The sequence below is a fragment of the Kitasatospora sp. NPDC003701 genome, from assembly GCF_053587085.1.
The window spans coordinates 12,472-38,293 of the sequence record NZ_JBSFNM010000058.1 but is presented as its reverse complement, the minus strand read 5'-3'; the positions used below and the strand labels follow the sequence as shown (position 1 = coordinate 38,293).

Genomic DNA, 25,822 nt, shown 5'->3' with positions numbered 1-25,822 from the left:
CCCGCCGAACCGGCGGGCGACTCCCCCGCCGCTACTTCTTCGCCCCCGCCAGGTCGTCGAACATCGCGGACAGGAACTCGCGGCACCAGCCCAGGAGTTCCCGCCCGACCAGCGGCTTCCCGCCGATCCGCCCGGTGGCCGGCCGGGGCACCAGCAGCTGCTGGGCAGCCGCCTTCACCTGGCTGCGCGGGTAGAGCCGGTTCAGCCGCAGCTGCTGCGACTCGCGCAGCTCCACCGGCCCGAACCGGACGTTGGCGCCCTGCAGCGTGATGTCCGCGATGCCGCACCGGCGGGCGTACAGCCGCAGTGCGGCCACCAGCAGCAGGTTCTCCACCGGCTCGGGCAACTTGCCGTACCGGTCGACCAGTTCGTCCCGGACCTGCTTGATGTCGTCCTCCGAGTTGACCGCCGCGATCGAGCGGTACGCCTGGAGCCGGAGCCGCTCGCCCGGGGCGTAGTCGTGCGGCACGTGGGCGTCCACCGGCAGCTCGATCTTGACCTCCAGCGGCTCCTCCTCCGGCTCGCCGCCACCGGCCAGCGACTCCCGGAACTCGGCCACCGCCTCGCCGACCATCCGCATGTAGAGGTCGAAGCCGACGCCCGCGATGTGCCCGGACTGCTCGCCGCCGAGCAGGTTCCCGGCGCCGCGGATCTCCAGGTCCTTCATCGCCACGTACATACCGGCGCCCATCTCGGTGTGCTGGGCGATGGTGGCCAACCGCTCGTGCGCCGTCTCGGTCAGCGGCTTCTCCGGCGGGTACAGCATGTACGCGTAGCCGCGCTCGCGCCCGCGGCCGACCCGGCCGCGCAGCTGGTGCAGCTGGGAGAGGCCGAAGGTGTCACCGCGCTCGACGATCAGGGTGTTGGCGTTGGAGATGTCGATGCCCGACTCGACGATCGTGGTGGAGACCAGGACGTCGAACTCCTTCTCCCAGAAGTCGACGACCACCTTCTCCAGCGCGGTCTCCCCCATCTGCCCGTGCGCGGTGGCGATCCGCGCCTCGGGGACGAGGTCCTTCAGCCGGGCGGCCGCCCGGTCGATCGACTCCACCCGGTTGTGGATGTAGAACACCTGGCCCTCGCGCAGGAGTTCACGCCGGATGGCGGCCGAGATCTGCTTCTCGTCGTACGGGCCGACGAAGGTCAGCACCGGGTGCCGCTCCTCCGGCGGGGTGGTGATGGTGGACATCTCCCGGATCCCGGTGACCGCCATCTCCAGGGTGCGCGGGATCGGCGTGGCGGACATCGTCAGCACGTCCACGTTGGCGCGCAGCTTCTTCAGCTGCTCCTTGTGCTCGACGCCGAAGCGCTGCTCCTCGTCCACGATGACCAGGCCGAGGTCCTTGAAGCGGGTCTCCGAGGAGAACAGCCGGTGGGTGCCGATCACGACGTCCACCGAGCCCTCGAAGAGCCCCTCCAGCACGGCCTTCGCCTCGCCGTCGGTCTGGAACCGGGAGAGCGCCTTCACCGTCACCGGGAAGTTGGCGTACCGCTCGGCGAAGGTGGAGAAGTGCTGCTGCACCAGCAGCGTGGTCGGCACCAGCACCGCCACCTGCTTGCCGTCCTGCACCGCCTTGAAGGCCGCCCGGACGGCGATCTCGGTCTTGCCGTAGCCGACGTCGCCGCAGATCAGGCGGTCCATCGGGACGGACTTCTCCATGTCCGACTTGACCTCGGCGATGGTGGTGAGCTGGTCGGGCGTCTCCGCGTAGGGGAAGGCGTCCTCCAGCTCGCGCTGCCACGGGGTGTCCGGGCCGAAGGTGTGGCCGGGCGCGGCCATCCGGGCCGAGTACAGCTTGATCAGGTCGGCGGCGATCTCCTTGACCGCCTTCTTGGCCCGCTGCTTGGTCTTCGCCCAGTCCGCGCCGCCGAGGCGGTGCAGCGTCGGGGCCTCGCCGCCGACGTACTTGGTGACCTGGTCCAGCTGGTCGGTCGGCACGAACAGTCGGTCGCCGGGGTGCCCGCGCTTGGCCGGCGCGTACTCCAGCACCAGGTACTCGCGGGTGGCGCCCTGCACCGTGCGCTGCACCATCTCGACGTAGCGACCGACGCCGTGCGCCTCGTGGACGACGTAGTCGCCGGCCACCAGCGCCAGCGGGTCGATCGCGTTGCGCCGCCGGGACGGCATCCGGCGCATGTCCTTGGTGGAGGACTTCTGCCCGGAGAGGTCGGTCTCGGTGATGACGGTGAGCTTGAGCGCCTCGTCGACGAAGCCGTGCTCGATCGAACCGCAGGAGACGTAGACGACGTCCCTGGTCGGCGCCTCGGCGAGGTCGGCGACCAGCCGGGCCGGGATGCCCTCGTTGCCGAGCACCTCGGCGAGCCGGGAGGCCGGGCCGTGGCCCTCCGTCACCATGACGACCCGCCAGTCGGCGGCCAGCCGCTCCTTGGCGTCGGCGATCGCCCGGGCCGTGTCGCCCCGGTACGCCTCGACCGCGTGCATGCCCAGGGTCAGCGTGTTGACGTCGAACTCCAGCACCTCGCTGATGCTGGACTCGCTGGTCGCGAACGGGCTGACCGACCACCAGGGCAGGTCGATCTCGGCGGCGTGCTCGCGCACGTCCGCGAGCGAGCGCAGCGAGGCGGCCGAGACGTCGATCGCCTCCAGGTCGATCGGCCGGTCCCCGCCGGCCGCGGCCGCCACCCAGGAGGCGTGCAGGAACTCCTGGCTGGTCGCCACCAGGTCGGCCGCCCGGGTACGGACCCGCTCCGGGTCGCAGACCACGGCGACCGAGCCGAGCGGCAGCACGTCCAGCAGCAGCTCCATGTCGTCCACCAGGACGGGCGCCAGCGACTCCATGCCCTCGACCGCGATGCCCTCGGCGATCTTGTCCAGGATCTCGGCCAGCCCCGGGTGCGCGACGGACAGCTCGGCGGCCCGTGCCCGCACCTCGTCGGTCAGCAGCAGTTCACGGCAGGGCGGAGCCCAGAGGCCGTGCTCGGCGATCTCCAGCGAGCGCTGGTCGGCGACCTTGAAGTACCGGATCTCCTCGACGTCGTCGCCCCAGAACTCCACCCGCAGCGGGTGCTCCTCGGTCGGCGGGAAGACGTCCAGGATGCCGCCGCGCACGGCGAACTCGCCGCGCTTCTCCACCAGTTCGACCCGGGCGTAGGCGGCCGCCGACAACCGCCGGGCCACCGTCTCCAGGTCGTGCGACTCCCCGCGCCGGACGAACACCGGCTCCAGCTCGGCCAGCCCCTTGACCTGCGGCTGGAGCACCGAACGGACGGGGGCCACGATCACCTGCACCGGGCCGGCCGCCGGGTCGTCCGCCCGCGGGTGCACGATCCGGCGCAGCACCGCCAGCCGGCGGCCGACGGTGTCCGAGCGCGGCGAGAGGCGCTCGTGCGGCAGGGTCTCCCAGGCCGGGTACTCGGCGACCGCGTCGGGCGGCAGCAGCGAACGGAGCGAGGCGGCGAGGTCCTCGGCCTCCCGGCCGGTCGCCGTGACGGCCAGCACCGGGCGGCCGCGCTCCCCGGCCGCCTGCCCGGCCAGCGCACGGGCCAGCGCGGCGATGGCGAAGGGCCTGGCGGCGGGCGGGCCGACCAGGTCCAGGTGGTGGCGGCCGCCGGCCGCGGTACCGATCGCGGTCGCGGCCTCGATCGCCTCGGCGAGCGCCGCGTCCCGCGCGACGACATCGAGCAGTCCGGTCAGGCTCATCAGGAGTCTCTTCTTCGTGCCGTGGCTGGTGCTGCCCCCGGGCGGCACCAGCCTGCCGGGGCAACGCGAACGGCCCGGCACGCCGAGCGGCCGGGGGTCTCCAGCCTACGCCGCAGCGCCGACACGCACGCGGTGCACGAGCCCGGCGGGGCCGCGGGACGGGCGGGTCGGGCGCGGGGCCCGGCCGCGGCGACGCCCGGACGGGGACGAAGCACCGGCCGCACGCTGCGACTCGGGCTCCGCGATCTGCCACGAACTGGACATACTCCTGTCACTGCCCGTCCATGGAGATCGCGCACCATGGTGAATGTGCCCGCCGCACCCAACCGTGGGGGATGGCTGTGGCGGCACAGTCGCACACCCGATGGGGGTCGGGAGTGCGAGGCCGGGCGACCCTGGGTGGGGGCGCCCGCCCAAGCGCCGGGAACCGTGGCGCCCTTTCCTGGAGGGCGCCACGGGTCTCGGCCTCTTTGTCGTCCGGCCCCACCCCGCGGTTCGGCCCCGTCCCCGCGGTTCGGCACGGTCTTCGCCGTTCGGCTCGGCCGTTCACAGCCACTCGCTCCGCGCGCGCCCGTTCCCCACCTCGCACCCCTCCCTCGCGCCCCTTCCCCGTTCCCCGCACACCGCACCCCGGCCCCCGCCCACGGCCCCGCGGGTGACGGATCCGCCCACTTCGCCGAAAAGCCACGCGGCCCGGCGCCGCTCCCTACCCTGTTGTGAAGGCCGTGTGGGGATGCCCCGGAGGGGACCAGGGGGCGTCGCGATGGAGGGGGTTCTTCGTCATGCGCGTTGTCATCGCAGGTCAGGGCTATGTGGGGCTGCCACTGGCGGTCCGGGCGGCCGAGGTGGGCTACCGGGTGGTCGGCTACGACGTGGACGAGCGCCGGATCAAACGGCTGGCCGTCGGCGAGTCCTACGTCGAGGACATCCCGGCCGCGCGGCTACGGCCGCTGCTGGAGAGCGGCACGTACCTGCCGTCCGCCGATCCGGCCGACGTGGCCGGCTTCGACATCGCGGTGATCACCGTGCCGACGCCGCTGCGCGACGGGGTGCCCGACCTCTCCTTCATCGAGTCCTCGGCCCGGCTGCTCGCCCAGCACCTGCGCCCGGGGGCGACCGTCGTGCTGGAGTCCACCACCTACCCGGGCACCACCGAGGAGCTGCTCGCGCCGCTGCTGGAGGAGGGCTCGGGGCTGACCGCCGGCCGCGACTTCCACCTCGGCTACAGCCCCGAGCGGATCGACCCGGGCAACCCGACCTGGCGACTGGAGAACACCCCGAAGGTGGTCTCCGGCGTCGATCCGGCGGCACTGGCGGCGGTCGAGGGCTTCTACGGGCGGCTGGTCGAACGGACGGTGCCGGTCTCCTCCTGCAAGGAGGCCGAGCTGACCAAGCTGCTGGAGAACACCTTCCGGCATGTGAACATCGCCCTGGTCAACGAGCTGGCGATGTTCGCGCACGACCTCGGCATCGACGTCTGGGAGGCGATCGACGCCGCCTCCACCAAGCCGTTCGGCTATCTGCGCTTCACCCCGGGGCCCGGGGTCGGCGGGCACTGCCTGCCGATCGACCCCTCCTACCTGTCCTGGCGGGTGGAGCGGGCGCTCGGCCAGTCGTTCCGCTTCGTCGAGCTGGCCAACGACGTGAACAGCCACATGCCCGACTACGTGGTGCGCCGGCTCGCCGAGGCGCTGAACGAGCGGCAGCGCTCCGTCAAGGGCTCCCGGGTGCTGCTGCTCGGGCTCGCCTACAAGAAGAACACCGGCGACGCCCGGGAGACGCCGGCCGCCCGGGTCGCCGAGCTGCTGACCCGGATGGGCGCCGAGGTCCGGGCCGCCGACCCGCACGTGGTCGTCGGGGTGCACGTCCCGGAGCCGGTGATCCCCGGGCAGCGGGCCCCCGAGCTGGACCCGCACGGCGACCCGTTCGCCGCCGTCCGCCGGGTCGAGGCGACGCCGGAGGAGCTGGCCGCGGCCGACGCGGTGGTGCTGCTCGCCGACCACGACGAGTTCGACTACGAGGCCGTCGCCACGCACTCCCGCTACGTGCTGGACTGCCGCCGCCGGCTCGCGGGCGCGGCCGTCGAGGTGCTCTAGGGCCCGTCGACAAGCGGAAACGCGGTGCCGGGCGTCCGCACCCGCCCGGCACCGCGCACGGGAAATCCGGCCCGCTCCGGCCACCGGCGGCTACCAGCGGGAGAGATTGATGTCGTACATCGTCACCTGATAGCCCTGGTTGCCGTTGAAGTCGTACTGCTCCCAGTTGAAGACGGTCCAGGAGCCGAGGCCACCCCCCAGATAGGTGATGACCCGGTTGTTGCCCGCATCGATCCGGTCGACGTTGTAGACGCGGACGGACATCCAGCCGTCATTCGCGAAGCAGAGCCGGCCGCTGTAGCCGTAGTTGTACACCTTCGCGAAATCGGTGCGGTTTCCGCAGTCGACCCGGCTCACCGCGTTCGCGCCGGTGGTCGGCAGCAGCGCGGCCGCGGCGGCGGTGAGAACGGCGACGGCACCGATCCGGCGGGCCAGGACATTTCCGGTGCGGCGATCCCTGCGGGGATTTGCGGGATTTGTGCGGCGAATCATGAAACCCCTCCATCGACAGCGGTTGCGACTCCAGAGATTTACATGGGGGCCTGCTGCCGAACAGCTGATTTCCGGCCAAGCCGAAACCCCGGGACAGCCCGCCGGGCCGGGGTCAAGCGGAATGCGCTAGGGTCCGAACAACCTTGCCGCGCCTCAGGATCGGAGCAGACGATTGGCACGTCCACCACATTTCGGACGATTCACCGCCATCACTCTGGCGGCCGCGCTGTCGGCGATTTCCGCAGGCTGCACCGACCCTTCCGGGGGCAGTTCGACGAAATCCGCGCCGACACCCCCGGCGATCGGCACACCGAAGCCCCCGGAATCCGGCCGCGCCGGAATGACCGGACTGCCGCTTTCCGCTTATCAGGCCAATGACCAGGTGGCCGTGAAAGAGATTCAGGCCAGGAATATGCTGGTCGTCTCCTGTATGCAGCGGGCCGGATTCACCGGGTTCGGCGGCGACGGCCTGCAGGCCGCGCAGGCCCCGGACAACGCGACCGCCCTGCCGGCCGGCGCCTGGGGGTACCTCGGCGCCGAGGTCGCCGCCGTCCAGGGGTTCCATCCGCCGAAGCGGGCACTGCCCCGGCCGACCGCACCGGCGGCCGGCTCCGGCGAGGCCTACGACACCGCCCGGGTCGACTGCGACCGGCAGGCGGCGGAGCGGATCGGCTCACCGCCGGGCCCGGGCGCCGAGCTGGTCGGCCGGCTCTTCGACGAATCCATCGGGGCGACCGGCCGCGACGCCCGGGTGACCGCGGCGACCGGCGACTGGTCCGCCTGCATGGCCGCCGCCGGCTTCCGGGCCGACGACCCGGCGGCCCTGCCGGAGCGGTACCGGGCCGTCGCGGAGATCACCCCGGGCGAGCTCGCGATGGCCCGCGCCGACGCCGACTGCACGCTCCGGAGCAACCTGGCGGGGATCTGGTTCGCCGTCCTGGCCGGCTACCAGCGGCAGCAGATCGACCGGAACGCGCAGGCCCTGACCGCCCAGCAGGAGGCGGTCAGGGCCCAGGAGGCGAAGCTCACCCGGCTGGTGGCCGGCGGCTCGTAGGAATCCGACGCGTGCGGCGCCCCGGGCCCGTACGGCACCCGGGGGTGGCGCACGGGCCTCGGCGTCTCAGCGCCGCCGGTTGAGGCCCACCGTGTTGGGGGTGGCGTAGTCGGTGCCGTCGTCGACGATCACGATCTTCGGAATGATCCGGGTCTCGTCGTCCCCCGCCCGGCCCTGCGCGGCGGCCGCCGCGGCCGCGGCACCCGTCGCGGTCGACCCGCTCGGCGGCGTGGCAGGCCGGGGCGGCACCCCCACCGGGGCGGCGGGCGCCACCGGTCCGGGCGCCACCGGGCCGGGGCTGACCGGGCCGGTGGTGACCGCTTCGGCAGCGGCCTCCGCGGCCGCCGGGGCGGCGTCCGCGGGAGCGGCGTCGACCGGACCCTTCGGGCCGGGGGTGACCGCCGGCAGCACCGCGGTGGCCGCGTCGGTACCGGCCGGCTGTCCGCCGCCCACCGCGACGGCCTTGCGCAGGCTCGCCACCGCGATCTCGCCGGTGTCCGCCTCGGAGTCCACCTCCGGCGCGCCGTCGCCCGGCTCGGCCGGCCCGGCGACCTCGACCGGTTCGATCGCACCCACCGCCGCGCCGGTGAGCGAGGCGAGGGTGGCCTTGATGTGGTCCAGGTGCTGCTGCACCGTCTCCTGCCGGACGGCGAACTCGCGCTGCTCGCGCTCGCTCGCCGCGTTGATCCGCTCGGCCTCGCGCCGGGCCTGCTCGATCAGCTGGTCCGCCCGGGCCTGCGCCTCGGCGTCCGACTGCTTGATCTGTCCGAGCACGGTCTCCCGGTACTGCTCGGCCTCCTTGACCCGGCGCTCCGCGGTCGCCGAGATCTCGGCGTCCTCGGCGTCGGCCTTGGCCGCGACCGCCGCGAAGGTCTCGTCGGCCTCCCGGCGCAGCTCGGCGAGCTTGGCCTCGGCCAGCTCGGACGCCTCGGCCGCCGCCACCCGCACCTTGGCGGCGTGGGCCGTGGCGGCGTCCCGGAGGGTCCGGGCCTCGCGGTCGGTGTCGGCCCGGATCGCCTCGGCCTCGGCGCGGGTCCGCTCGTCGGTGCGGCGGGCGGCCTGGTCGGCCTCGGAGCGGGTGGTGGCGCCGTACTCCTTCGCGGCCTGGCCGAGCGCCTGGCCGGCCTCGTAGACCTCGTCACGGAGGTCCTCGGCGAAGCGCTCGGCGGCCTCCCGGACCGCCCTGGCCTCGTTCGCGGCCATCGTGGCCAGTCCGGCGGCCTGCTCGCTGAGCACCTGGTAGTCCGGGTCCGGGGCATCGGCGGCGGCCTGCTGGATGTCGGCCAGGCGCCGCTCCATCTCCCGGATTCCGGCGCCTAGCACGCTCAGCCGCTCCCACGCCTCGTCCCGTTGGGCGGTGAAGACGGTCAGGGCTCGGTCTACCTGCTCGGGCGCGTAACCACGCCGGGCAGCGGTGAAGCCGTACTGGGGGACGGCATCGCTCATGGGCTCTTCCCCTCGGGTCGCGGGCTGCGGAGCCCATGATCGGACGGAACGGACGAATCCGGAACCGGATCCGGAACCCGGTCCGGATTCGGACGTCGTACGGATCGGTTCGCGGCGAGGATTGGACGAATAGACCCATCCTCTTGACCTATTTTGCGCAGATCAGGGCGAAACCCCAACGAGGCAGAGCCGCGACGGCACGCCGAAGGGGTCGTTCCGGACACCGGAACGACCCCTTCCACCTGCGCGGATCCAAGCCGGCCCGCTACAACAGGCCGTCCCAGAACTGCTCCAGGAGGACGGCCCACCAGGTGTCCGCCGACTGCAGGGCCGCCGGGTCGATCGCGGCGAGCTGAGCCTGGAAGTCGGTCGTCCAGCGACCGGCCTGGTCCGGGGTCAGCCCGTACCGCAGCCGCCACATCCGGCCCAGCAGGGCCAGGGCGCGAACGAACTCCGGTACACCACTGTTGACGAACCGCGGCGGCTCGCCGGTTCCCTCCAGGTCCACCGCGACCACGTGCGCCGTGCCGTACTGCACGCAGAGCTGGCGGCCGTAGTCGTTGCCGAGCACCAGGTAGCCGCCGAAGTCCGGGCCGCCGGCCAGGCCGCGCTCGGCGGCCAGCTCGGCGAGCGTCGGGATCGGGCGGCCCTCCTGGGCCTGGGCCCAGAAGAAGGGCCCGAACTCGCGCGGCAGGCCCGCCCACATCAGGGTCTGCGCCACCGGCTCGGGGACGCCCTGGCGGGAGACGGCCCGCTGCTCGAACTGGAACACGTTCGGCCCGAAGGCCTGGCCGAGCTCGTGGCCGAGCTGCTGCGGGGCGATCGGCGGCAGCGGCGGGACGGTGCCCGGGGCGGGCAGCGGCACCCGGAACGGGCGGACCCGCTGGGCGCCCGAGGCCAGCTGGTGCAGCTCGTCCAGGTGGTCGAGCAGCTGGGCCATGCCGGCCTGCCGGGAGTGGTGGTCCCGGCCGTAGTCGGCGGTGTGGGTGAGCCGGACGTTCGGCCAGGAGGCGGCGATCATCCGGTTGCAGTAGCCGCCCGGCAGGTCGCAGGACTCCAGCTCGGTGTAGAGCTCCAGCACCTGCTCCGGCGGGACGTTCAGCCGGCGCAGGTCCTGCAGGATCTTCCACTCCGGGTGCGGGGTGCCCGGCTCGCTGCGGTGCAGCAGCTTCTGCTCGGAGCCGTCCGGGCCGCGGTAGCTGAGCGCGGCGAAGTAGCCGGGGCCGACGGCGGGCACGCCGGGCGGCACCGGGGCGCCCTGCGGCGGACCGGGGACGGGCGCCGGCGGGACGACCGCCGCGGGAGCGGGAGCCGGGGCGACGGGCGAGGCCGCACCGGGGTAGCCGTAGCCGGCCGCGGGCGCGCCGGGGCCGGGCGGCGGCGGCACGGCCGGGCCGCCGGACGGCGGGGTGCCGGGATCGGCCGGGACGCCGCCGAGCAGCGCGGGGTCGATCGCGCCCGCCAGCTGGGTGCGCTCGTACGCGACCCCGGCGCCGGGCGTGGCCGCGACGGGCGGTGCGGGCGGGGCTCCGGCGCCGCGCAGGCCGGCCGGGGGCGGGGGCGGCGGGGCGCCCGCCGCGCCGCGACCGCCCGCTCCGGCGGCGGGGGCACCCGCGCCGGGGGACTGCCTCAGCTCGCCCGGCGGGGGCGGCGGCGGAGCGGAGGCCGAACCCCGGCCGAGGGAGACCGGTGCGGTGCCCGGAGCGGCCGGGCCGCCGCGCAGGGCGGCCGGCGGGGGCGGCGGCGGGGCCGAGGCCCCACCCCGGCCGAGCGCCCCGTGCGGGGCGTGCGGGGCATCGGCGCCCGGGGCGGCGGGCGCGCCGGGGCCGGGAGCTCCGGGCAGGCCCAGCAGACCGGGCAGCGCGTCCGGCGAGGCCAGCATGGTCGCGGCGTGTTCGACCCCGGGACCACCCGGCGGCGGGGTCGCCGGGACACCGGGAGCCGGGGCGCCGGGCAGGCCGTCCGGCGGCGCCAGCATGGTCGGGGCCTGCTCGGCCGACGGCATCACGGGCGCGGCCGGAGCCGGCACACCGGGCACGGGCGTACCGGGAGCGGGCGTACCGGGGCCCGGGGCGCCCGGCAGACCGGCCAACCCCGGCAGGCCGCCCGGCGGCGCGAGCACCGTCGGTGCGGGCTCGGGCGCCGGCGCGGCGGCGGGCGGCACCGGGGCCGTGCCGTAGCCGCTCTCGGGCAGCAGCACGGTGGCCGCCTCGGCACCGGGCCGGGGCGCGCCGGGCAGGCCCGCGCCGTTGGTGCGCAGACCGTCGGGCAGCAGCACGGTCGCCGCCTCGGCACCCGCCCGCGGGGCGGGCGGGGCGAGCGGCGCGTCGGGCACCGGCGGGGTGGCGGGAGGAGCCGTCAGCGGCGGTCCGCCGTGGCCGGGCGGCGGGGCCAGCATGGTCGGCGCGTCCCCGGCCGGCCGCTCGGAGACCGGCGGCGTGGTCAGCACGGCGGGCGCCGGCACGGCCTCGGGCACCACCGGCGCGACCGGCGCGGGGGCGGGGGCCGGCGCGGGCGCGGGCGCGACCACCGGAGCCGGAGCCGGGGAGCCGAGCCGCTCGGCCTCGGCGGCGATCGCCGCGGCGCCCGCCTCCTGGAGCCACTGCGGCGGGCTCAGCAGGAAGGACGTCGCCTCGACCGGACCGGGCGCGGGCTTCGCCGCGCCGGCCGGGTTGGCCGCGACCGGCCGCCCGTAGACCTCCTCGTACTGCCGGACCACCTCGTTGACCGGCAGCGCGGGCCAGAGCGTGCTGGCGCCGGAGTCACGGGCGATCACCAGCCGCGCCTCACCCGCCGAACCACCCGCGCCCGCCGAGCCACCCGCCCCGTCGGGGCCGTCCGCCCGGCCGCCGGCATCGCCGGCCGCGCCCTCCACGGGCTGCACCGCCCAGCAGACGAAGCCCAGGTCGAACTCCCGGACCCGTACCTCGCGCTGCTGCGAACGCGGCACCCCGCCGTTGATCCACTCGTCGGCGAGCTCCTGTGCCTGCGCGTACGTCACCACGCCCGGTTCACCCCTGTCCCCTTCGTCCCCGCTTGTTCCGCTACCACCACCGCCGCCGGAGCCGTGCGGGCCACGTCAGCCCACCGGCACGGCGCGGGCGAAGCCGCCGTCCACCATCAGCTCCGCGACCGTCTCCAGCTCCGGCGGGCTGCCGGCCAGCCGGAGCAGGAAGTCGTCGAAGTCCTCGCCGCAGGGCAGCAGCAGCCGGGTGACCCGCTCCTCGGGCGCCTCGGGGGCGCCGTCGTCGCGGGCGTCGTCGTAGAGGCAGAACCAGACCGAGCCGATCCGGTCGCCGCGCACCTTGAGCGCCACGATGCCGCCCTGGGCGTAGGCGATGCCCAGGTAGTCCTTGGTGAGGTGGTCGCGCAGGCACTTGTTGGCGTAGACGACGTCCTCGGTGCCGTACTCCTCGCTGAGGGTCAGGAACGGCTGGTCGAGCAGCAGCCCGAGCTCGGGGCCGAGCGCCACGCCGACCGGGGCCCGCCCGCCGGCGAGCTTGAGGAAGGTGCGGTACGCGCCGGGCAGCCGGTAGCCGAGGCGCTCCTCGGCCCGCTGCACCAGGTCCTCGGGGACGCCGATCGGGTCGCTGCCGTCCCTGGCGAGCGAGAAGTGCACCGGCCGGCGCTCCTGCAGCGGGCGGGTGCCGCGGCGGCTGTGGTCGGCGGTGGAGGTGGCCAGGCCGCCGTGGTGCCGCAGCAGCGCCTTGACCTCGACCGGGACGAGCTCCATCCGCCGCCAGCCGGGCGCGGCCCGGCCGACCGCGTGGTGCCAGGTCCAGCCGGGCGGGGTGGCGACGGCGGTGTCCAGGTCGGCCCAGAGCGGATGGCCCTGGGTGAACTGGGCGGCGTTGGCCGAGACGTAGTCGGTCAGCCGCAGTTCGTCGACGCCGAAGCCCGGCGGCGGGTCGGCGACCTCGGCCGCGGCGGCCGCGTACGGGCCGAAGTCCGGATGGCCGTGCTCGTCCACCCGGACCCCGGCGGGGTGCCGCTCGGCGCGGACCGGGTCCGGGAACTGCACCACCTGACCTGCGTACGCCGCGTTGGGCGCGGCGGCGACGCCGGGCCGACCTGTCGTCATCTGGGAGCCCCCACTGGCTGCTGCAAATTCGGTGCGCTTGCTGGACACCAGCGTAGGGGGTCACCCCGCGCCCCGACCCCCCGCCCGGGTGACACCGTACGAGCGGGGACCACGGCGGCCGGGAGTACGAGCGGGGGGCACGGGCGCGGAGCGGGTGGAGAGCGGGCGGAGCGGGTTCAGGCCGCGAGCGCCTTGGCCAGCACCTCGACGACGCGTTCCTGCTGGCCCTCGGTGATCTGCGGGAAGAGCGGCAGGGTGAGCAGCTCCCGGGCGGCCCGCTCGGCGACCGGGAACGCGCCCGCCCCGTGGCCGAGATGACGGAACGCGGGCTGCAGGTGGACCGGCACCGGGTAGTGGACGCCGGCGCCGACGCCCGCGGCCTGCAGCGCGGCGAGGACGGCGTCCCGGTCCCGGCCGGGCCCGATCCGCACCGCGTACAGGTGCCAGACGTGCTCGTTGCCGGGCGCGGCCCTCGGCAGGGTGAGACCGTCGAACCCGGCCAGCAGCCGGTGGTAGCGCCCGGCGGCGGCGCGGCGGGCCTCGTTCCAGGCGGGCAGCCGGCGCAGCTTGGCCCGCAGCACGACGGCCTGCAGCGCGTCCATCCGGGAGTTGAAGCCGAACCGCTCGTGCTCGTACTTGCGGCCCGAGCCGTGGTCGCCGATCAGCCGGACGGCGGCGGCCAGATCGTCGTCGTCGGTGACGACGGCGCCCGCGTCCCCGTACGCGCCGAGGTTCTTGCCGGGGTAGAAGCTGGTGGCGGAGATCAGCCCGTGGAAGGCGCGGCCGTGCTGCCGGGCGCCCTGGGACTGCGCGGCGTCCTCCACCACGGGCCGGCCGGCGGCCAGCTCCAGCAGCGGGGCCATCGGGGCGAGCTGCCCGTTGAGGTGGACGGGCAGCAGCGCGACGGCGCCGGGCAGGGCGTCCGCCGCGCGCTCGGGGTCGATCAGCAGGTGGTCCGGGTCGGCGTCGACCAGCACCGGGCGCAGCCCGGCCCGGACCACGGCCTCGGCGGTGGCGACGAAGGTGTTGGCGGGGAGCACCACGCGGCCGCCGGGCCGCAGGTCGAGGGCGCGCAGGGCCAGTTCGAGGGCGTCGGTGCCGTTGGCGGCGCCGACGCAGTGCCGGGTGCCGGAGAAGGCCGCGTACTCCTCCTCGAAGCCGGCCGTCTCGGGGCCCTTGACGTAGCCGCCGGTGGCGAGCACCCGGTCGAAGCCGGCCCGGACCTCGGCCGCCACCTCGGCGTGCGCGGCCAACAGGTCCACGAGCGGAACGGGCTGGTCTGCGGGCTGGTCTGCGGGCTGATCAGCAGACTGGTCGACGAACTGGCCGGTGGTCATCCTGGTCTCCCCTGGGGCGTCTCGGCGGATCGGAGCGGGCGTACGGCGGCGACCGCCCGGGCCGCGCCGGTGGGCGGGTCCGGGCGCGGCGGGCTGTCCACGGCGGGCTGTCCACGGCGGCCCGGCGGCCGGCCCGGCACTCGGCGCTCAGCCGAGGGCGGCCCGCAGGGCGTCGACCACCCGGTCCTGCTGCCGCTCGGTGAGCGCGTGGTAGAGCGGCAGGATCAGCGAGCGGCGGGTGAGCAGCTCGGTGACGGGCAGCGGCACCCGGGCGGTGCCCTTGTACGGGGCCTCCAGGTGGGCCGCCATGATGCCGCGCCGGGCGGAGACCCCCTCGGCGGCGAGGGCGTCCAGCACCGTGCGGCTGTCGGGGGCGGTGTCCGGCAGCAGCAGCCAGCAGGACTGGTAGTTGGTGCTGCCGTGCACCGGGTCGGCCACCAGCCGGGCGCCGGTACCGGCCAGCAGCTCCCGGTACCGCTCGGCGCGTTCGCGCCGCCGGGCGACCATGGCCGGCAGCTTGCGCAGCTGCACCAGGCCGATCGCCGCCTGGATGTCGGTCATCCGGTAGTTGAAGCCGATCTCGTCGTACGTCTCCAGCCGGCCGGCCCCGCCCTTCGCGGCGTGCCGGTCGGCGGCCGAGACGCTCATCCCGTGCTCGCGCAGCCGGCGCAGCCGGGCGGCGAGCGCGCCGTCCCGACAGGTGACCATGCCGCCCTCGCCGGTGGTGAGCAGCTTGCGCGGGTGGAAGGAGTAGGCGGCGAGCGCGGCCGTACCGCCCACCGGTAGGCCCCGGTACACCGAACCGGCCGCGCAGGCGGCGTCCTCGACCACGGTGGCGCCGCGCGGCTCGACCAGCTCCCGGAGCCCGTCCAGGTCGACCGGGACACCGCCCTGGTCGACCGCGATCACGGCCCTGGTCCGCCCGGTGAGCAGCGGTTCGACGGTGGCGGGGGTGAGGTTGCCGGTGGTGGCGTCCACGTCGGCGAAGACCGGGACGGCGCCGACGTAGGTGACGGCGTTGGCGGTGGCGACGAAGGAGAGCGAGGGGACGACCACTTCGTCCCCGGGCCCGACGCCGGCGCCGATCAGCGCCAGGTGCAGGGCGGTGGTGCAGGAGGAGACCGCGACGGCGTGCGGCACCCCGAGGTGTTCGGCGAAGGCCCGCTCGAACTCGGCGACCCGGGGGCCCTGGGCCACCCAGCCGGAGCGGACGGCCTCGGCGGCGGCGAGGGCCTCCTCCTCGCCGAGCCAGGGGATCATGACGGGGATGGTGGACACAGGTGTGCTCCGAACTGCCGTGCAGACAAGGGGGACTACTGCTCGCGCCACCAGGCGACCAGCCTGCGCAGGCCGTCGTCGAGGCCGAGTTCGGGCTTCCAGCCGAGGTCGCGCTCGGCGGCGGTGATGTCCGCCAGGCGCCGGACCACGCCGCCGGCCGTGCCCCGGGCGGGGCCGTGCTCGACGTCCAGGTCGGTGCGGTCCATCGCGGTGAGCAGGGCGTCGGCCAGGCCGCGCAGCGAGACCTCGGTGCTGCTGGCGATGTTGTAGACCCGGTCGGTGACGGGCGCCGCGGCGGCCAGCAGGTTGGCCCGGGCGATGTCCTCGGTGTAGACGAAGTCCATGGTCTGCGCGCCGTCGCCGAAGATCAGCGGTGGCTGCCCGGCGGCGATCCGCTCCATCCAGCGGATGAACACCTCGGTGTACTTGCCGTGGACGTCCATCCGGGGCCCGTAGACGTTGAAGTACCGGAGCGCGACGTAGTCCAGGCCGGCCATCGCGTGGAAGCTGCGCAGCAGGCCCTCGTTGAAGACCTTGGCCGCCCCGTACAGGGTGTCGTTGTGGTACGGGTGCTGGGTCTCGGGCGTCGGGAAGACGTCGGCGAGGCCGTAGACGGAGGCGGTGGAGGAGGCGATCACCTTGCCGACGCCGACCTCCGCGGCGGCCTCCACCACGTCGAAGGTGCCGTCCACCATGATCTCCAGGGCCAGCCGGGGCTCGGTGGCGCACTGGGTGATCCGGATCGCGGCCAGGTGGAACAGCAGGTCGGTGCCGGGGTCCAGCAGTTCGCGCAGGAGCCCGCGGTCGCGGATGTCGCCGTCCACCACCCGCAGCTGTCCGGGTGCGGCGATCTCCTGGGCGTACGCCAGATTGGCCCTGCGGCCGCGGACGAAGTTGTCGAGCACGATCACCTCGCGGGCGCCCGCCTCGATCAGCTGGTCGACCACGGTGGAGCCGATGGTGCCGGCCCCGCCCGTGACCAGGCAGCGGGAGCCCTCGATCTGTACAGCGTTCACCGCGCGGCGGCCCTCTCGTGTGCGTCGGACAGTCGGTTGATCGGCACAGCGTCGTCGAGGCCGGCACCCACCGGGACGGTGGCGCCGCCGAGTTCCAGGCTGAGCGAGGCGGCCTCCAGCAGCTGCAGCACGCGCAGCCCGGACCGGCCGTCGGTGAGCGGGGCCCGGCCCTCGGTGATGGCGGCGGCGAACTCGGCCATCACGTTGCGCAGCGCCTCCTGCTCGACCAGCGCGGGCGCGACCATCTCGCCCACCCGGTAGGAGATCAGCGTCTGGTGGCGGATCGCGTCGGTCAGCTCGTCGGGCGGGGTGAGGTCCACGCCGCGGTCGTGCACCGCGAGCCGGGCCTGCGGGTTGAGGTCGTCCCAGACCAGGGTGCGCCGGGAGCCGCCGATGAGCGTGGTGCGGACCTTGGTCGGGGAGAGCCAGTTGACGTGGCAGTGCGCCAGCGCGCCGTTGCTCAGCCGGACCGTCAGGTAGGCGACGCAGGCCCGGCCGGCGCCGATCGGGTCGGCGCCCTGGGCGGACACCCCGATCGGGTCGACGCCCGGCGGCAGCACGAAGTCCAGGATGGACAGGTCGTGCGGGGCGAGGTCCCAGAGCACGTCCACGTCCGGCTGGACCAGCCCGAGGTTGATCCGCACCGAGTCGAAGAACTGGACGTCGCCGATCTCCCCTCCGTGCACCAGCTCGCGGATCCGGCGCACCACGGGCGTGTAGCAGAAGGTGTGGTCGCACATCAGCACCAGACCGCGCTCCTCGGCGAGCGCCACCAGCTCGGCGGCCTCCTCGGCGGAGGTGGTGATCGGCTTCTCCACCAGGACGTGTTTGCCGGCCTCCAGCGCGGCCCGGACCAGCCGGTAGTGCGCGGCGGCGGGCGTGGCCACGGCGACCGCGCCGACCCGCTCGTCCGCGAGCACCTGCGCGAAGGAGGTGGTGGACCGGACGGTGCTGTACTCCCCCAGCACCCGCCGGGACTTGCTCTCGTCCAGGTCGCAGAGCCAGTGCAGGCGCAGCGCCGGCGTCTGCTGCGCGTTGCGGACCAGGTTCGGGCCCCAGTAGCCGGCGCCGACCACCGCGATCCCGATCGGGTGCGCGGGCGCGGGCTGCGGCGGCACGCCCGGTGTGGGCACGTGCTCGCCGGGCGCCTCGTTGGCGGTTTCCGTCTCCGTCATCGCAAGACCCCCCTTGCTCGACGCCGGGGCGCCCTTGCCCCGGCGGCCTCAACGGCCAGACCGAGCAAAGGAGTTGCCGAACCGGCCGATCAACCCCCCAGGGACCGGCCACCCCCTTGGCTCGCTGCTGGAACGCTACCGGCCGCCACCCCCGGCCGGGGGCGGATTCGGGAAACCCGAGGACGAGTCGTGACGATGGCGTGCGGATCCGGCCGACACGGCGTGCCCACCCTGGCGGTCGCGGCCCCCGGCCGCCCGCCGCCGCCCCCCGGTTGTACGGATGTCGGTGCCATTTGACAGGCTTGCCCCGGACTGACCCCACACGGTCCGGTCATCAACGGAGAAACAGGAGGAGGACGACGTATGACCACCGGCGAACCGGTCGGCCCGCCCGTGCTGCGCCACTTCCGCGACAGCCTGCTGCCCGCCGTCGCCGCCGCCCTGTCGCTGAAGGGCGGCGAGGTGCACACCCTGGCCGGCGACAAGCCCGCCCGGCGCCCGGGCCTGCACCCGCTGGTCACCGACTTCCTGGACGCGCTGCCGCTGGAGCACCGCGAGCGCTTCACCGGCCGCTGCCCGGAGGCCGTCCTGCTCTCCCAGTACCTGACCGTCGTGGACGGCAAGCGCTCCAAGCGCGCCGCCCGCAAGCCGATGAACCTGCCCGAGGCCCGCAAGGCGCTCAAGGGCTCGCGACTGACCACCATACGGATCCGCGAGGAGGGCGACCCGGCGCACGGCACCCACGCCCCGCCCTGCCGCTCCTGCGTACCGCTGTTGGAGCACTTCACCGTGCAGAGCGTCGCCGTCGGCCCGCCCGCCCGCTGACCGCGCGCCCTCGTACGCCCCCTGCCCCCGAACCACCGGAGCCCGCCCTGAACCCGCCCAGCCCGCCCCCGCCCCCGCCCCCGCCGAGCACGCTCGGCGGGCCCGCCCCGCGGACCCGCCCGCGCTTCCCGGCCGACGTCGCCGCCGAGCTCAAGGCGGCCGGCTGGCACCCCGGCCGCTGGCAGATCCGCCAGGCCGAGGAGTGGGCCGACGCCCTGGCGGCGTACGGCGGCCCGGCCGGGGTCGGGCACGCGGTGTTCCCGGCGGCGGTGGAGGCCTGGGCCGAGTTCGGCGGCCTCGCCTTCGACCTCGACGGCCCGGGGCGTCAACTGGCCCGTACACCCTTCCTGGTGGATCCGCTCTGCGGGCTCCACCAGCCGCGCACGCTGGCCGACCTCGGCCGCGCCCTGGACACCCGGCTCGCCCCGCTCGGCGAGGAGGCGTACGGCCAGGCCCTGTTGGCCGTCGACGAGGAGGGCCGGGTCTACAGCCTGGACCACACCGGCGAGTGGTTCCTCGGCCACGGCATCGACCAGGCGATCGCCGCCCTCGTCCTCGGCACCGCCCCCGAACGGCTGCGCACCGCCGACGAGGGCTGATCACCCCGCCCGGCGCCGCCCCGGCCCGGTGCGCCCGGCCCGCGGCCTCACGCCAGCCGGTCGGACCGGACGGCCAGCCGGGACGGCAGCACCGCCTCCACCCGGAAGCCCCCGTCCGGCTCCGGCCCCGCCGAGAAGGTGCCGCCCAGCGCGACCACCCGCTCGCGCATCCCGATCAGCCCGTTGCCCCCGCTGGGCAGCGCCGCCGCCGTCCGCTCGCCGCCCGGGCAGGCGTTCACCACGCTGACCCGGACGCCGTTGGGCGCGTAGGCGAGCAGGACGGAAACCTGGGCGCCGCCGGCGTGCTTGTGCGCGTTGGTCAGGCCCTCCTGCACCACCCGGTACGCGGTCTGCTCGGCCTCGGTGGTGAACTCCTGGCGGCTGCCGCTGACGGTCAGGGTGACGGCCATTCCGGCCGCCCGCGACTGGTCGACCAGTCGCGGCAGCGCGACCAGCGAGTCCGGCTCCTGCGCGGTGTCGTCCGACATCCGCAGGACCCCGAGGATCTCGCGCAGTTCGTTCAGCGCCTGCCGGCCGACCTCACCCATCAGCTTGGCGCTCTGCGCCGCCTTCTCCGGGTCCTTCGCCACGATCCGCTCCAGCGCGCCGGCGTGCACCACCATCAGCGACACCCGGTGCGCCACCACGTCGTGCATCTCCCGGGCGATCCTGGTCCGCTCCTCCAGCCGGGCCCGGCGGGCGCGCTCGCGGGCCTGCTCGGCCAGTAGGTCCAGCTCGGTCTCCAGGCCGTGCGCGCGGTCCTTGAGCGACTCGATCAGCCGCCGCCGCGCGCCCACGTACAGGCCGGTCACCACCGGCGGCACGGTCAGGCCGACGGCGACCAGCACCGCCAGCAGCACCTGCCCCCAGAGCGGCGGCTCCTCCACCGACAGGTCGGAGGGGGTGAGCATCGACACCAGCATCACGCCGACCGCCTCGGCGAAGGCCAGCGCCGACAGCGCCACCACCCGCCGGCGCCGGGTCGGCCACTCCCAGGTCTCCGCGAGCGTGTACAGCGACACCGTCAGCAGCACCACGCCCAGCATCCCGGGCATCGCGACCAGTGCCACCAGCACCGGTACCGCCGGCCAGCGCCGCCGCAGCACCAGGGTGGACCCCGCCAGCGCGCCGAACAGCGCGACCCCGACGATCGCCACCAGCCCCAGGTGGACCCGGGGCGCCAGGAAGGCGACCGCGCTGGCCGCACACTCCAGCGCCGCCAACGCGGCCAGCCCGATGTCCAGCAGAGCGCTGCGCCGCCGCTCCCACCACCAGAACGACCGGCCCCGCTCGCGCTCCCCAGGCGACTTGCTCATAGCCCCACAGCCTAAGCGTGAACCCTGATCCATCCCCACCCGGTTCCGCTCCGACACCCGTTCGGGCCCTCAAGTGGTCCAGACCACATAGGCCGCCTGTGATCTTGTCCGCCATCCGGCCACCTCGCGGACAGCAACCGCCCCGACACCTATGCTGGGTCGCGTCGGACAGCGCGGTCCGCACGCGTCACACCCGCCACACGTGCGCGGAACTGTGACGATGAGCCGTTGCCGAACCCCACCACCACAGGGAGCCAGCCGTGACCGCTCCGGTCCCCACCCCGGCGGACAGCCCCAGCCGCGTCGGCGCAGCCGGCGCCGAGGCTGACAACACAGCCCTGCGCGCGGACATCCGCCGTCTCGGCGACCTGCTCGGCGAGACACTGGTCCGCCAGGAGGGCCCCCAGCTGCTGGGCCTCGTCGAACAGGTCCGACTGCTCAGCCGCACCGACGGCGAGGCCACCGCCGAGCTGCTCTCCGACATCGACCTGGAGACCGCCGGCAAGCTGGTCCGCGCCTTCTCCACCTACTTCCACCTCGCCAACGTCACCGAACAGGTGCACCGCGGCCGGGAGCTGGCCACCCGCCGCGCCCGCGAGGGCTCGCTGCTCGCCCAGACCGCGGACCAGCTCGCCGAGGCCGACCCGAAGCACCTCGCGGACACCCTGGCCCACCTGGCCGTCCGTCCGGTCTTCACCGCCCACCCCACCGAGGCCGCCCGCCGCAGCGTCCTCAACAAGCTCCGCCGGATCGGCGAGCTCCTCGACCGGATCCACCGCGAGCAGATCGCCGCCGGCCTCTCCCACGCCGACCCGGCCCGCACCTCCTCCGCCAAGCGGCAGGCCGACCGCCGCCTCGCCGAGGTCATCGACCTGCTCTGGCAGACCGACGAGCTGCGGATCGCCCGCCCCGAGCCGACCGACGAGGCCCGCAACGCCGTCTACTACCTGGACGAGCTCTACCGCGAGGCCGTCCCCGAGGTCCTGGAGGAGCTGCACGAGGAGCTCGCCCGGGTCGGCCTCACCCTGCCCGACGGCGTCCGCCCGCTCACCTTCGGCACCTGGATCGGCGGCGACCGCGACGGCAACCCGAACGTCACCCCGCAGGTCACCTGGGACGTCCTGAACCTCCAGCACGAGTACGGCATCATGGACGCCCTCGCCGCCGTCGACGACCTGCGCAACTCGCTCTCCACCTCCGAGCGCCTGGCCGGCGCCTCGGTCGAGCTGCTCGCCTCGCTCAACGCCGACCTGAACGTGCTCCCCGAGCTGAGCCCGCGCTACAAGCGGATGAACGCCGAGGAGCCCTACCGCCTCAAGGCCACCTGCGTCCGGCTCAAGCTGGAGAACACCCGCGAGCGGCTCGCCCAGGGCACCCCGCACGTCGAGGGCCGCGACTACCTCGGCACCCGCGAGCTCGTCGCCGACCTCCGGCTGATCCAGGAGTCGCTGCGCTCGCACCGCGGCGGGCTGATCGCCGACGGCCGGCTCGCCCGCGCCATCCGCACCATCGAGGCCTTCGGCCTCCAGCTCGCCACCATGGACGTCCGCGAGCACGCCGAGGCCCACCACCACGCCCTCGGCCAGCTCTTCGACCGGCTCGGCGAGGAAGCCTGGCGCTACGCCGACATGCCCCGCGAGTACCGGCAGAAGCTGCTCGCCAAGGAGCTCCGCTCGCGCCGCCCGCTCGCACCCACCCCGGCTCCGCTGGACGCCGCCGGCACCAAGACCCTCGGTGTCTTCAACACCATCCGCGAGGGCTTCGAGCGGTTCGGCGACGAGATCGTCGAGAGCTACATCATCTCGATGTGCCAGGGCGCCGACGACGTCTTCGCCGCCACCGTGCTGGCCCGCGAGGCCGGCCTGATCGACCTGCACGCCGGTATCGCCAAGATCGGCATCGTGCCGCTGCTGGAGACCACCGACGAGCTCCAGGAGGCCGACCGGATCCTGGACGAGATGCTCTCCGACCCCTCCTACCGGCTGCTCGTCTCGCTGCGCGGCGACGTCCAGGAGGTCATGCTCGGCTACTCCGACTCCTCCAAGTTCGGCGGCATCACCACCTCCCAGTGGGAGATCCACCGCGCCCAGCGCCGGCTGCGCGACGTCGCCCACCGCTACGGCATCCGGCTGCGGCTCTTCCACGGCCGCGGCGGCACCGTCGGCCGCGGCGGCGGCCCCTCGCACGAGGCCATCCTGGCCCAGCCCTGGGGCACCCTGGAGGGCGAGATCAAGGTCACCGAGCAGGGCGAGGTCATCTCCGACAAGTACCTGCTGCCCTCGCTGGCCCGGGAGAACCTCGAACTGACCATCTCCGCCACGCTCTCCGCCTCCGCGCTGCACACCGCACCGCGCCAGGCCCCCGAGGAACTGGCCCGCTGGGACGCCGCGATGGACCAGGTCTCGGCGGCCGCGCACACCGCCTACCGTGCCCTGGTCGAGCAGGAGGACCTGCCGAAGTACTTCTTCGCGGCCACCCCGGTCGACCAGCTCGCCTCGCTGCACCTGGGCTCCCGCCCGTCCCGCCGCCCCGACTCCGGCGCGGGCCTGGACGGCCTGCGGGCCATCCCGTGGGTGTTCGGCTGGACCCAGTCCCGCCAGATCGTCCCCGGCTGGTTCGGCGTCGGCGCCGGCCTCGCCGCCGCCCGCGAAGCGGGTCTCGGGGACGTGCTGGACGAGATGTACGGCCAGTGGCACTTCTTCCGCAACTTCCTGTCCAACGTCGCCATGACGCTGGCCAAGACCGACCTGCGGATCGCCCGCCACTACGTCGAGCAGCTGGTGCCCGCCGACCTGCACCACGTCTTCGACCAGATCACCGCCGAGCACGAGCTGACCCTGCGCGAGGTGCTCCGCCTCACCGGCGAGAGCGAACTGCTGGAGCACAACCCGGTGCTGAAGCAGACCTTCACCGTCCGCGACGCCTACCTCGACCCGATCTCCTACCTCCAGGTCGCGCTGCTGCGCCGGCAGCGCGAGGAGGCCGCCACCGGCCGCCCGGAGGACCCGCTGCGGGCCCGCGCCCTTCTGCTGACCGTGAACGGCATCGCCGCCGGCCTGCGCAACACCGGCTGACCGGCGCGGGGTGCGCCGCCCGGACCACCGGGCGCGCACCCCGCCGGAACACCCGAAGGGCCCCGCAGCCGACGCTGCGGGGCCCTTCGCGCCCGTTCTCCCGTGGTCCCGGTGGCTCCTCGTGGTCCCCCGTCGGTCGCGCGTCCCCACCTCGACCACCGGCACCGCACCGCACGGCACGGCACGGCACCGGGGCAGGATGTCGGCCTCGGCAGCCGCGGCCTGCCCGGTGACGAGGACCGACCCGGTGCCGTCCTCCGGGATCCGGAACGGACGGCAGCCGCGGGAGAACACCGGAGGGGCCGGCGTCCGCACCGCGGACCCGGCCCCTCCGGCCCTCGTCACTCGCCCAGATCGCCCGCGCGCCGGCGCTTGACCCAGAGCGCCGCGCCGCCCGCCGCCACGACCAGGCCGCCGCCGACGGCCAGCAGGCCCGCGTCACCGCCGACCGAGCCGCCGAGCACCGGACCGAACTGCGCCGCGGCGGGATCCTGGGACACCACACCGGGATCGGGCTCCGCCACCGACTCCGCGTGCGCCACACCGCCGCTGGAGAGCAGCACCCCGGCCGCCCCCAGCGCACCGGCCGTACCGACCCTCCGGCCGAGCTTCCTCAGCCGTACCACCCGGACCGGCCGCAGGCACCGGATCGGCCGCAAACTCCGCATCGAGAACTCCCCAGGACCCGTTCGCGTACGGGCCTGACGCTATCCGATCCCGCACGGGTTTCTCACACCCATTCAGGTTTGGCGGGCCAAGCGTTGTACGACTGTTGCCCAGCCGGCCGCGTCCGGCGCCGCCCGCCCCCGCGGGGCGCACGGCCGCCCCGGCGCGAGGACCGGGCTCCCTGCGGGACAACCCTCCTGACGCCGGGTCAGCCGAGTGGTGCGGCGGGGCTCCCCCGCGCCCGCCGGCAGGTGCGGCGGTCAGGAGTTGTAGACGCCCTGGGCCCGCTCCAGACCGTCGGCGAGCAGCGCCTCCACGGCGTCCGCCGAGCGGTCCACGAACCACTCCAGCTCCTTGCGCTCGGTGCCGGAGAAGTCCTTCAGGACGAAGTCCGCGACCTCCATCCGGCCCGGCGGCCGGCCGATCCCGCAGCGCACCCGGTAGTACTCCGGGCCCAGCGACTTGGTGATCGACTTCAGCCCGTTGTGGCCGTTGTCGCCGCCGCCGAGCTTCAGCCGCAGCGTCGCGTAGTCGATGTCCAGCTCGTCGTGGACGGCCACCACGGCCGAGGCCGGCGCCTTGTAGAAGTCCCGCAGGGCGGTCACCGGGCCGCCCGAGAGGTTCATGAAGGACATCGGCTTGGCCAGCACCACCCGCCGGCCCGACAGCCGCCCCTCGGCCACCTGGGCGCGGCTCTTGTGCGCCTTGAACCTGGCACCCATCCGCTCCGCCAGGAGGTCCGCCACCATGAAACCGATGTTGTGCCGGTTCCGGGCGTACTGCTCCCCCGGATTGCCCAGCCCGACCACCAGCCAGGGGCCCTCGTACACGTCCTCGCTCATCGCATCGCTCCTCGTGCTCTCGCTCGTCGACATCATCCCGGACACACCGCTGCCCCGGCCGCTCCAGAACGGAGCGGCCGGGGCAGCGGTCAGAGGGTGCGGGAGGCTCAGGCCTCGGCGCCGGCCTCGGCCTCGGCGGCCTCGGCGTCGGCGTCGGCCTGCGAGGCCTGGGCACCGATGACCTGCAGCACGACGGTGTCGGCCTCGACGGCCAGCGTGGTGCCCTTGGGCAGCGCGATGTCACCGGCGGTGATCGAGGCACCGGCCTCCAGGCCCTCGACCGAGACGGTCACGGACTCGGGCAGGTGGGTGGCCTCGGCCTCGATCGGCAGCGCGTTGAGGACGTGCTCCAGCAGGTTGCCGCCGGGGGCCAGCTCGCCCTCGGTCAGCACGGGGATCTCGACGGTGACCTTCTCGCCGCGCTTCACGAGCAGCAGGTCGACGTGCTCGATGGTGCGCTTGATGGCCTGGCGCTGGACGGCCTTCGGCAGGACGTACTCGTCCTTGCCCTCGATCGGAACGACCAGCAGGGCGTTCGGGGTCTTCAGGGCCATCATCAGGTCGTGGCCGGGCAGGTTCAGGTGAACCGGGGCGTGGCCGTGGCCGTAGACGACACCGGGGACCAGGCCGGCACGACGGGCCCGGCGGGCGGCGCCCTTGCCGAACTCGGAACGGGTCTCAGCGGCGATGCGGATCTCGGACACGACTGCACTCCTCGTGAAAACTGGCGCGGGGGTGCAGGCAACGCGAAAAACCGCCGGGACCACACCCACAGAACGTTCGGGGGTCACTCGGCGGCGCACGACCTCTGCCAACAACCGGAAGAACCGGCTCCAGCAGCGCGTCGATCACGGAGTCGGCACC

18 protein-coding genes are annotated in these 25,822 nt (G+C 74.6%); 5 read left to right on the top strand and 13 right to left on the bottom strand.

What is annotated here, in order from left to right; genetic code table 11:
• Nucleotides 1–31: 31 nt before the first annotated feature.
• Nucleotides 32–3,661 carry a transcription-repair coupling factor gene (gene mfd, locus ACWDRR_RS35565; RefSeq protein WP_449776399.1) on the bottom strand — a complete coding sequence of 1,210 codons (3,630 nt, stop codon included), beginning with the start codon at nucleotides 3,659–3,661 and terminating at the stop codon, nucleotides 32–34.
• A 782-nt stretch (nucleotides 3,662–4,443) separates the two neighbouring features.
• On the opposite strand from mfd, the gene ACWDRR_RS35560 reads away from it, so the two are divergent.
• The gene (locus ACWDRR_RS35560; RefSeq protein ID WP_449776398.1) at nucleotides 4,444–5,757 is read left to right on the top strand and encodes a nucleotide sugar dehydrogenase; all 1,314 of its coding nucleotides are present in this window, start codon (nucleotides 4,444–4,446) and stop codon (nucleotides 5,755–5,757) included.
• Nucleotides 5,758–5,847: 90 nt separating this feature from the next.
• Here ACWDRR_RS35560 and ACWDRR_RS35555 read toward each other — a convergent pair whose 3' ends face one another.
• Nucleotides 5,848–6,249, bottom strand: coding sequence for a beta/gamma crystallin domain-containing protein (locus tag ACWDRR_RS35555; RefSeq protein WP_449776397.1), 402 nt, complete (start codon nucleotides 6,247–6,249; stop codon nucleotides 5,848–5,850).
• Nucleotides 6,250–6,637: 388 nt separating this feature from the next.
• On the opposite strand from ACWDRR_RS35555, the gene ACWDRR_RS35550 reads away from it, so the two are divergent.
• Nucleotides 6,638–7,303 carry a hypothetical protein gene (locus tag ACWDRR_RS35550; RefSeq protein ID WP_449776396.1) on the top strand — a complete coding sequence of 222 codons (666 nt, stop codon included), beginning with the start codon at nucleotides 6,638–6,640 and terminating at the stop codon, nucleotides 7,301–7,303.
• A gap of 66 nt (nucleotides 7,304–7,369) precedes the next feature.
• On the opposite strand, the gene ACWDRR_RS35545 is transcribed toward ACWDRR_RS35550, so the two are convergent.
• The 7 genes from ACWDRR_RS35545 to ACWDRR_RS35515 all read right to left on the bottom strand — a co-directional run bounded on the left by ACWDRR_RS35545 (nucleotide 7,370) and on the right by ACWDRR_RS35515 (nucleotide 17,636).
• On the bottom strand, nucleotides 7,370–8,749 hold the full coding sequence (locus ACWDRR_RS35545; protein WP_449776395.1) for a hypothetical protein: 1,380 nt from the start codon (nucleotides 8,747–8,749) through the stop codon (nucleotides 7,370–7,372).
• Nucleotides 8,750–9,014: 265 nt separating this feature from the next.
• Nucleotides 9,015–11,753 (bottom strand): SUKH-4 family immunity protein, encoded by a 2,739-nt coding sequence (locus ACWDRR_RS35540; protein WP_449776394.1) that lies wholly within the window; start codon nucleotides 11,751–11,753, stop codon nucleotides 9,015–9,017.
• A gap of 75 nt (nucleotides 11,754–11,828) precedes the next feature.
• Entirely contained in the window at nucleotides 11,829–12,830 is a 1,002-nt protein-coding gene (locus ACWDRR_RS35535; RefSeq protein ID WP_449776393.1) for an SMI1/KNR4 family protein, read from the bottom strand.
• Between the two features lie 176 nt (nucleotides 12,831–13,006).
• Entirely contained in the window at nucleotides 13,007–14,167 is a 1,161-nt protein-coding gene (locus ACWDRR_RS35530; protein WP_449776392.1) for a DegT/DnrJ/EryC1/StrS family aminotransferase, read from the bottom strand.
• A gap of 147 nt (nucleotides 14,168–14,314) precedes the next feature.
• Nucleotides 14,315–15,445, bottom strand: a complete 1,131-nt coding sequence (locus ACWDRR_RS35525) for a DegT/DnrJ/EryC1/StrS family aminotransferase (protein ID WP_449776391.1) — start codon at nucleotides 15,443–15,445, stop codon at nucleotides 14,315–14,317.
• 35 nt (nucleotides 15,446–15,480) lie between these two features.
• Nucleotides 15,481–16,461: an NAD-dependent epimerase/dehydratase family protein gene (locus tag ACWDRR_RS35520; protein WP_449776390.1), complete on the bottom strand. Its 981-nt coding sequence runs from the start codon at nucleotides 16,459–16,461 to the stop codon at nucleotides 15,481–15,483.
• Nucleotides 16,458–17,636, bottom strand: a complete 1,179-nt coding sequence (locus ACWDRR_RS35515; RefSeq protein ID WP_449776389.1) for a Gfo/Idh/MocA family protein — start codon at nucleotides 17,634–17,636, stop codon at nucleotides 16,458–16,460. Before ACWDRR_RS35515 ends, ACWDRR_RS35520 begins: the two co-directional genes overlap by 4 nt.
• A gap of 363 nt (nucleotides 17,637–17,999) precedes the next feature.
• On the opposite strand from ACWDRR_RS35515, the gene ACWDRR_RS35510 reads away from it, so the two are divergent.
• Entirely contained in the window at nucleotides 18,000–18,461 is a 462-nt protein-coding gene (locus ACWDRR_RS35510; RefSeq protein WP_449776388.1) for a YwqJ-related putative deaminase, read from the top strand.
• 47 nt (nucleotides 18,462–18,508) lie between these two features.
• On the top strand, nucleotides 18,509–19,060 hold the full coding sequence (locus ACWDRR_RS35505) for an SUKH-3 domain-containing protein (RefSeq protein WP_449776417.1): 552 nt from the start codon (nucleotides 18,509–18,511) through the stop codon (nucleotides 19,058–19,060).
• 47 nt (nucleotides 19,061–19,107) lie between these two features.
• Here ACWDRR_RS35505 and ACWDRR_RS35500 read toward each other — a convergent pair whose 3' ends face one another.
• Nucleotides 19,108–20,376, bottom strand: a complete 1,269-nt coding sequence (locus ACWDRR_RS35500) for a sensor histidine kinase (protein ID WP_449776387.1) — start codon at nucleotides 20,374–20,376, stop codon at nucleotides 19,108–19,110.
• A 338-nt stretch (nucleotides 20,377–20,714) separates the two neighbouring features.
• Between ACWDRR_RS35500 and ppc the strand changes: the two genes are divergently transcribed.
• Entirely contained in the window at nucleotides 20,715–23,450 is a 2,736-nt protein-coding gene (gene ppc / locus ACWDRR_RS35495) for a phosphoenolpyruvate carboxylase (protein ID WP_449776416.1), read from the top strand.
• Nucleotides 23,451–23,791: 341 nt separating this feature from the next.
• On the opposite strand, the gene ACWDRR_RS35490 is transcribed toward ppc, so the two are convergent.
• The 3 genes from ACWDRR_RS35490 to ACWDRR_RS35480 form a co-directional block, all read right to left on the bottom strand.
• Nucleotides 23,792–24,118: a hypothetical protein gene (locus ACWDRR_RS35490; RefSeq protein ID WP_449776386.1), complete on the bottom strand. Its 327-nt coding sequence runs from the start codon at nucleotides 24,116–24,118 to the stop codon at nucleotides 23,792–23,794.
• A 258-nt stretch (nucleotides 24,119–24,376) separates the two neighbouring features.
• A complete protein-coding gene (gene pth, locus ACWDRR_RS35485; protein ID WP_449776385.1) occupies nucleotides 24,377–24,958 on the bottom strand; it encodes an aminoacyl-tRNA hydrolase in 582 nt (193 codons plus the stop codon).
• 107 nt (nucleotides 24,959–25,065) lie between these two features.
• Nucleotides 25,066–25,662 carry a 50S ribosomal protein L25/general stress protein Ctc gene (locus ACWDRR_RS35480; protein WP_449776384.1) on the bottom strand — a complete coding sequence of 199 codons (597 nt, stop codon included), beginning with the start codon at nucleotides 25,660–25,662 and terminating at the stop codon, nucleotides 25,066–25,068.
• Nucleotides 25,663–25,822: the final 160 nt, after the last annotated feature.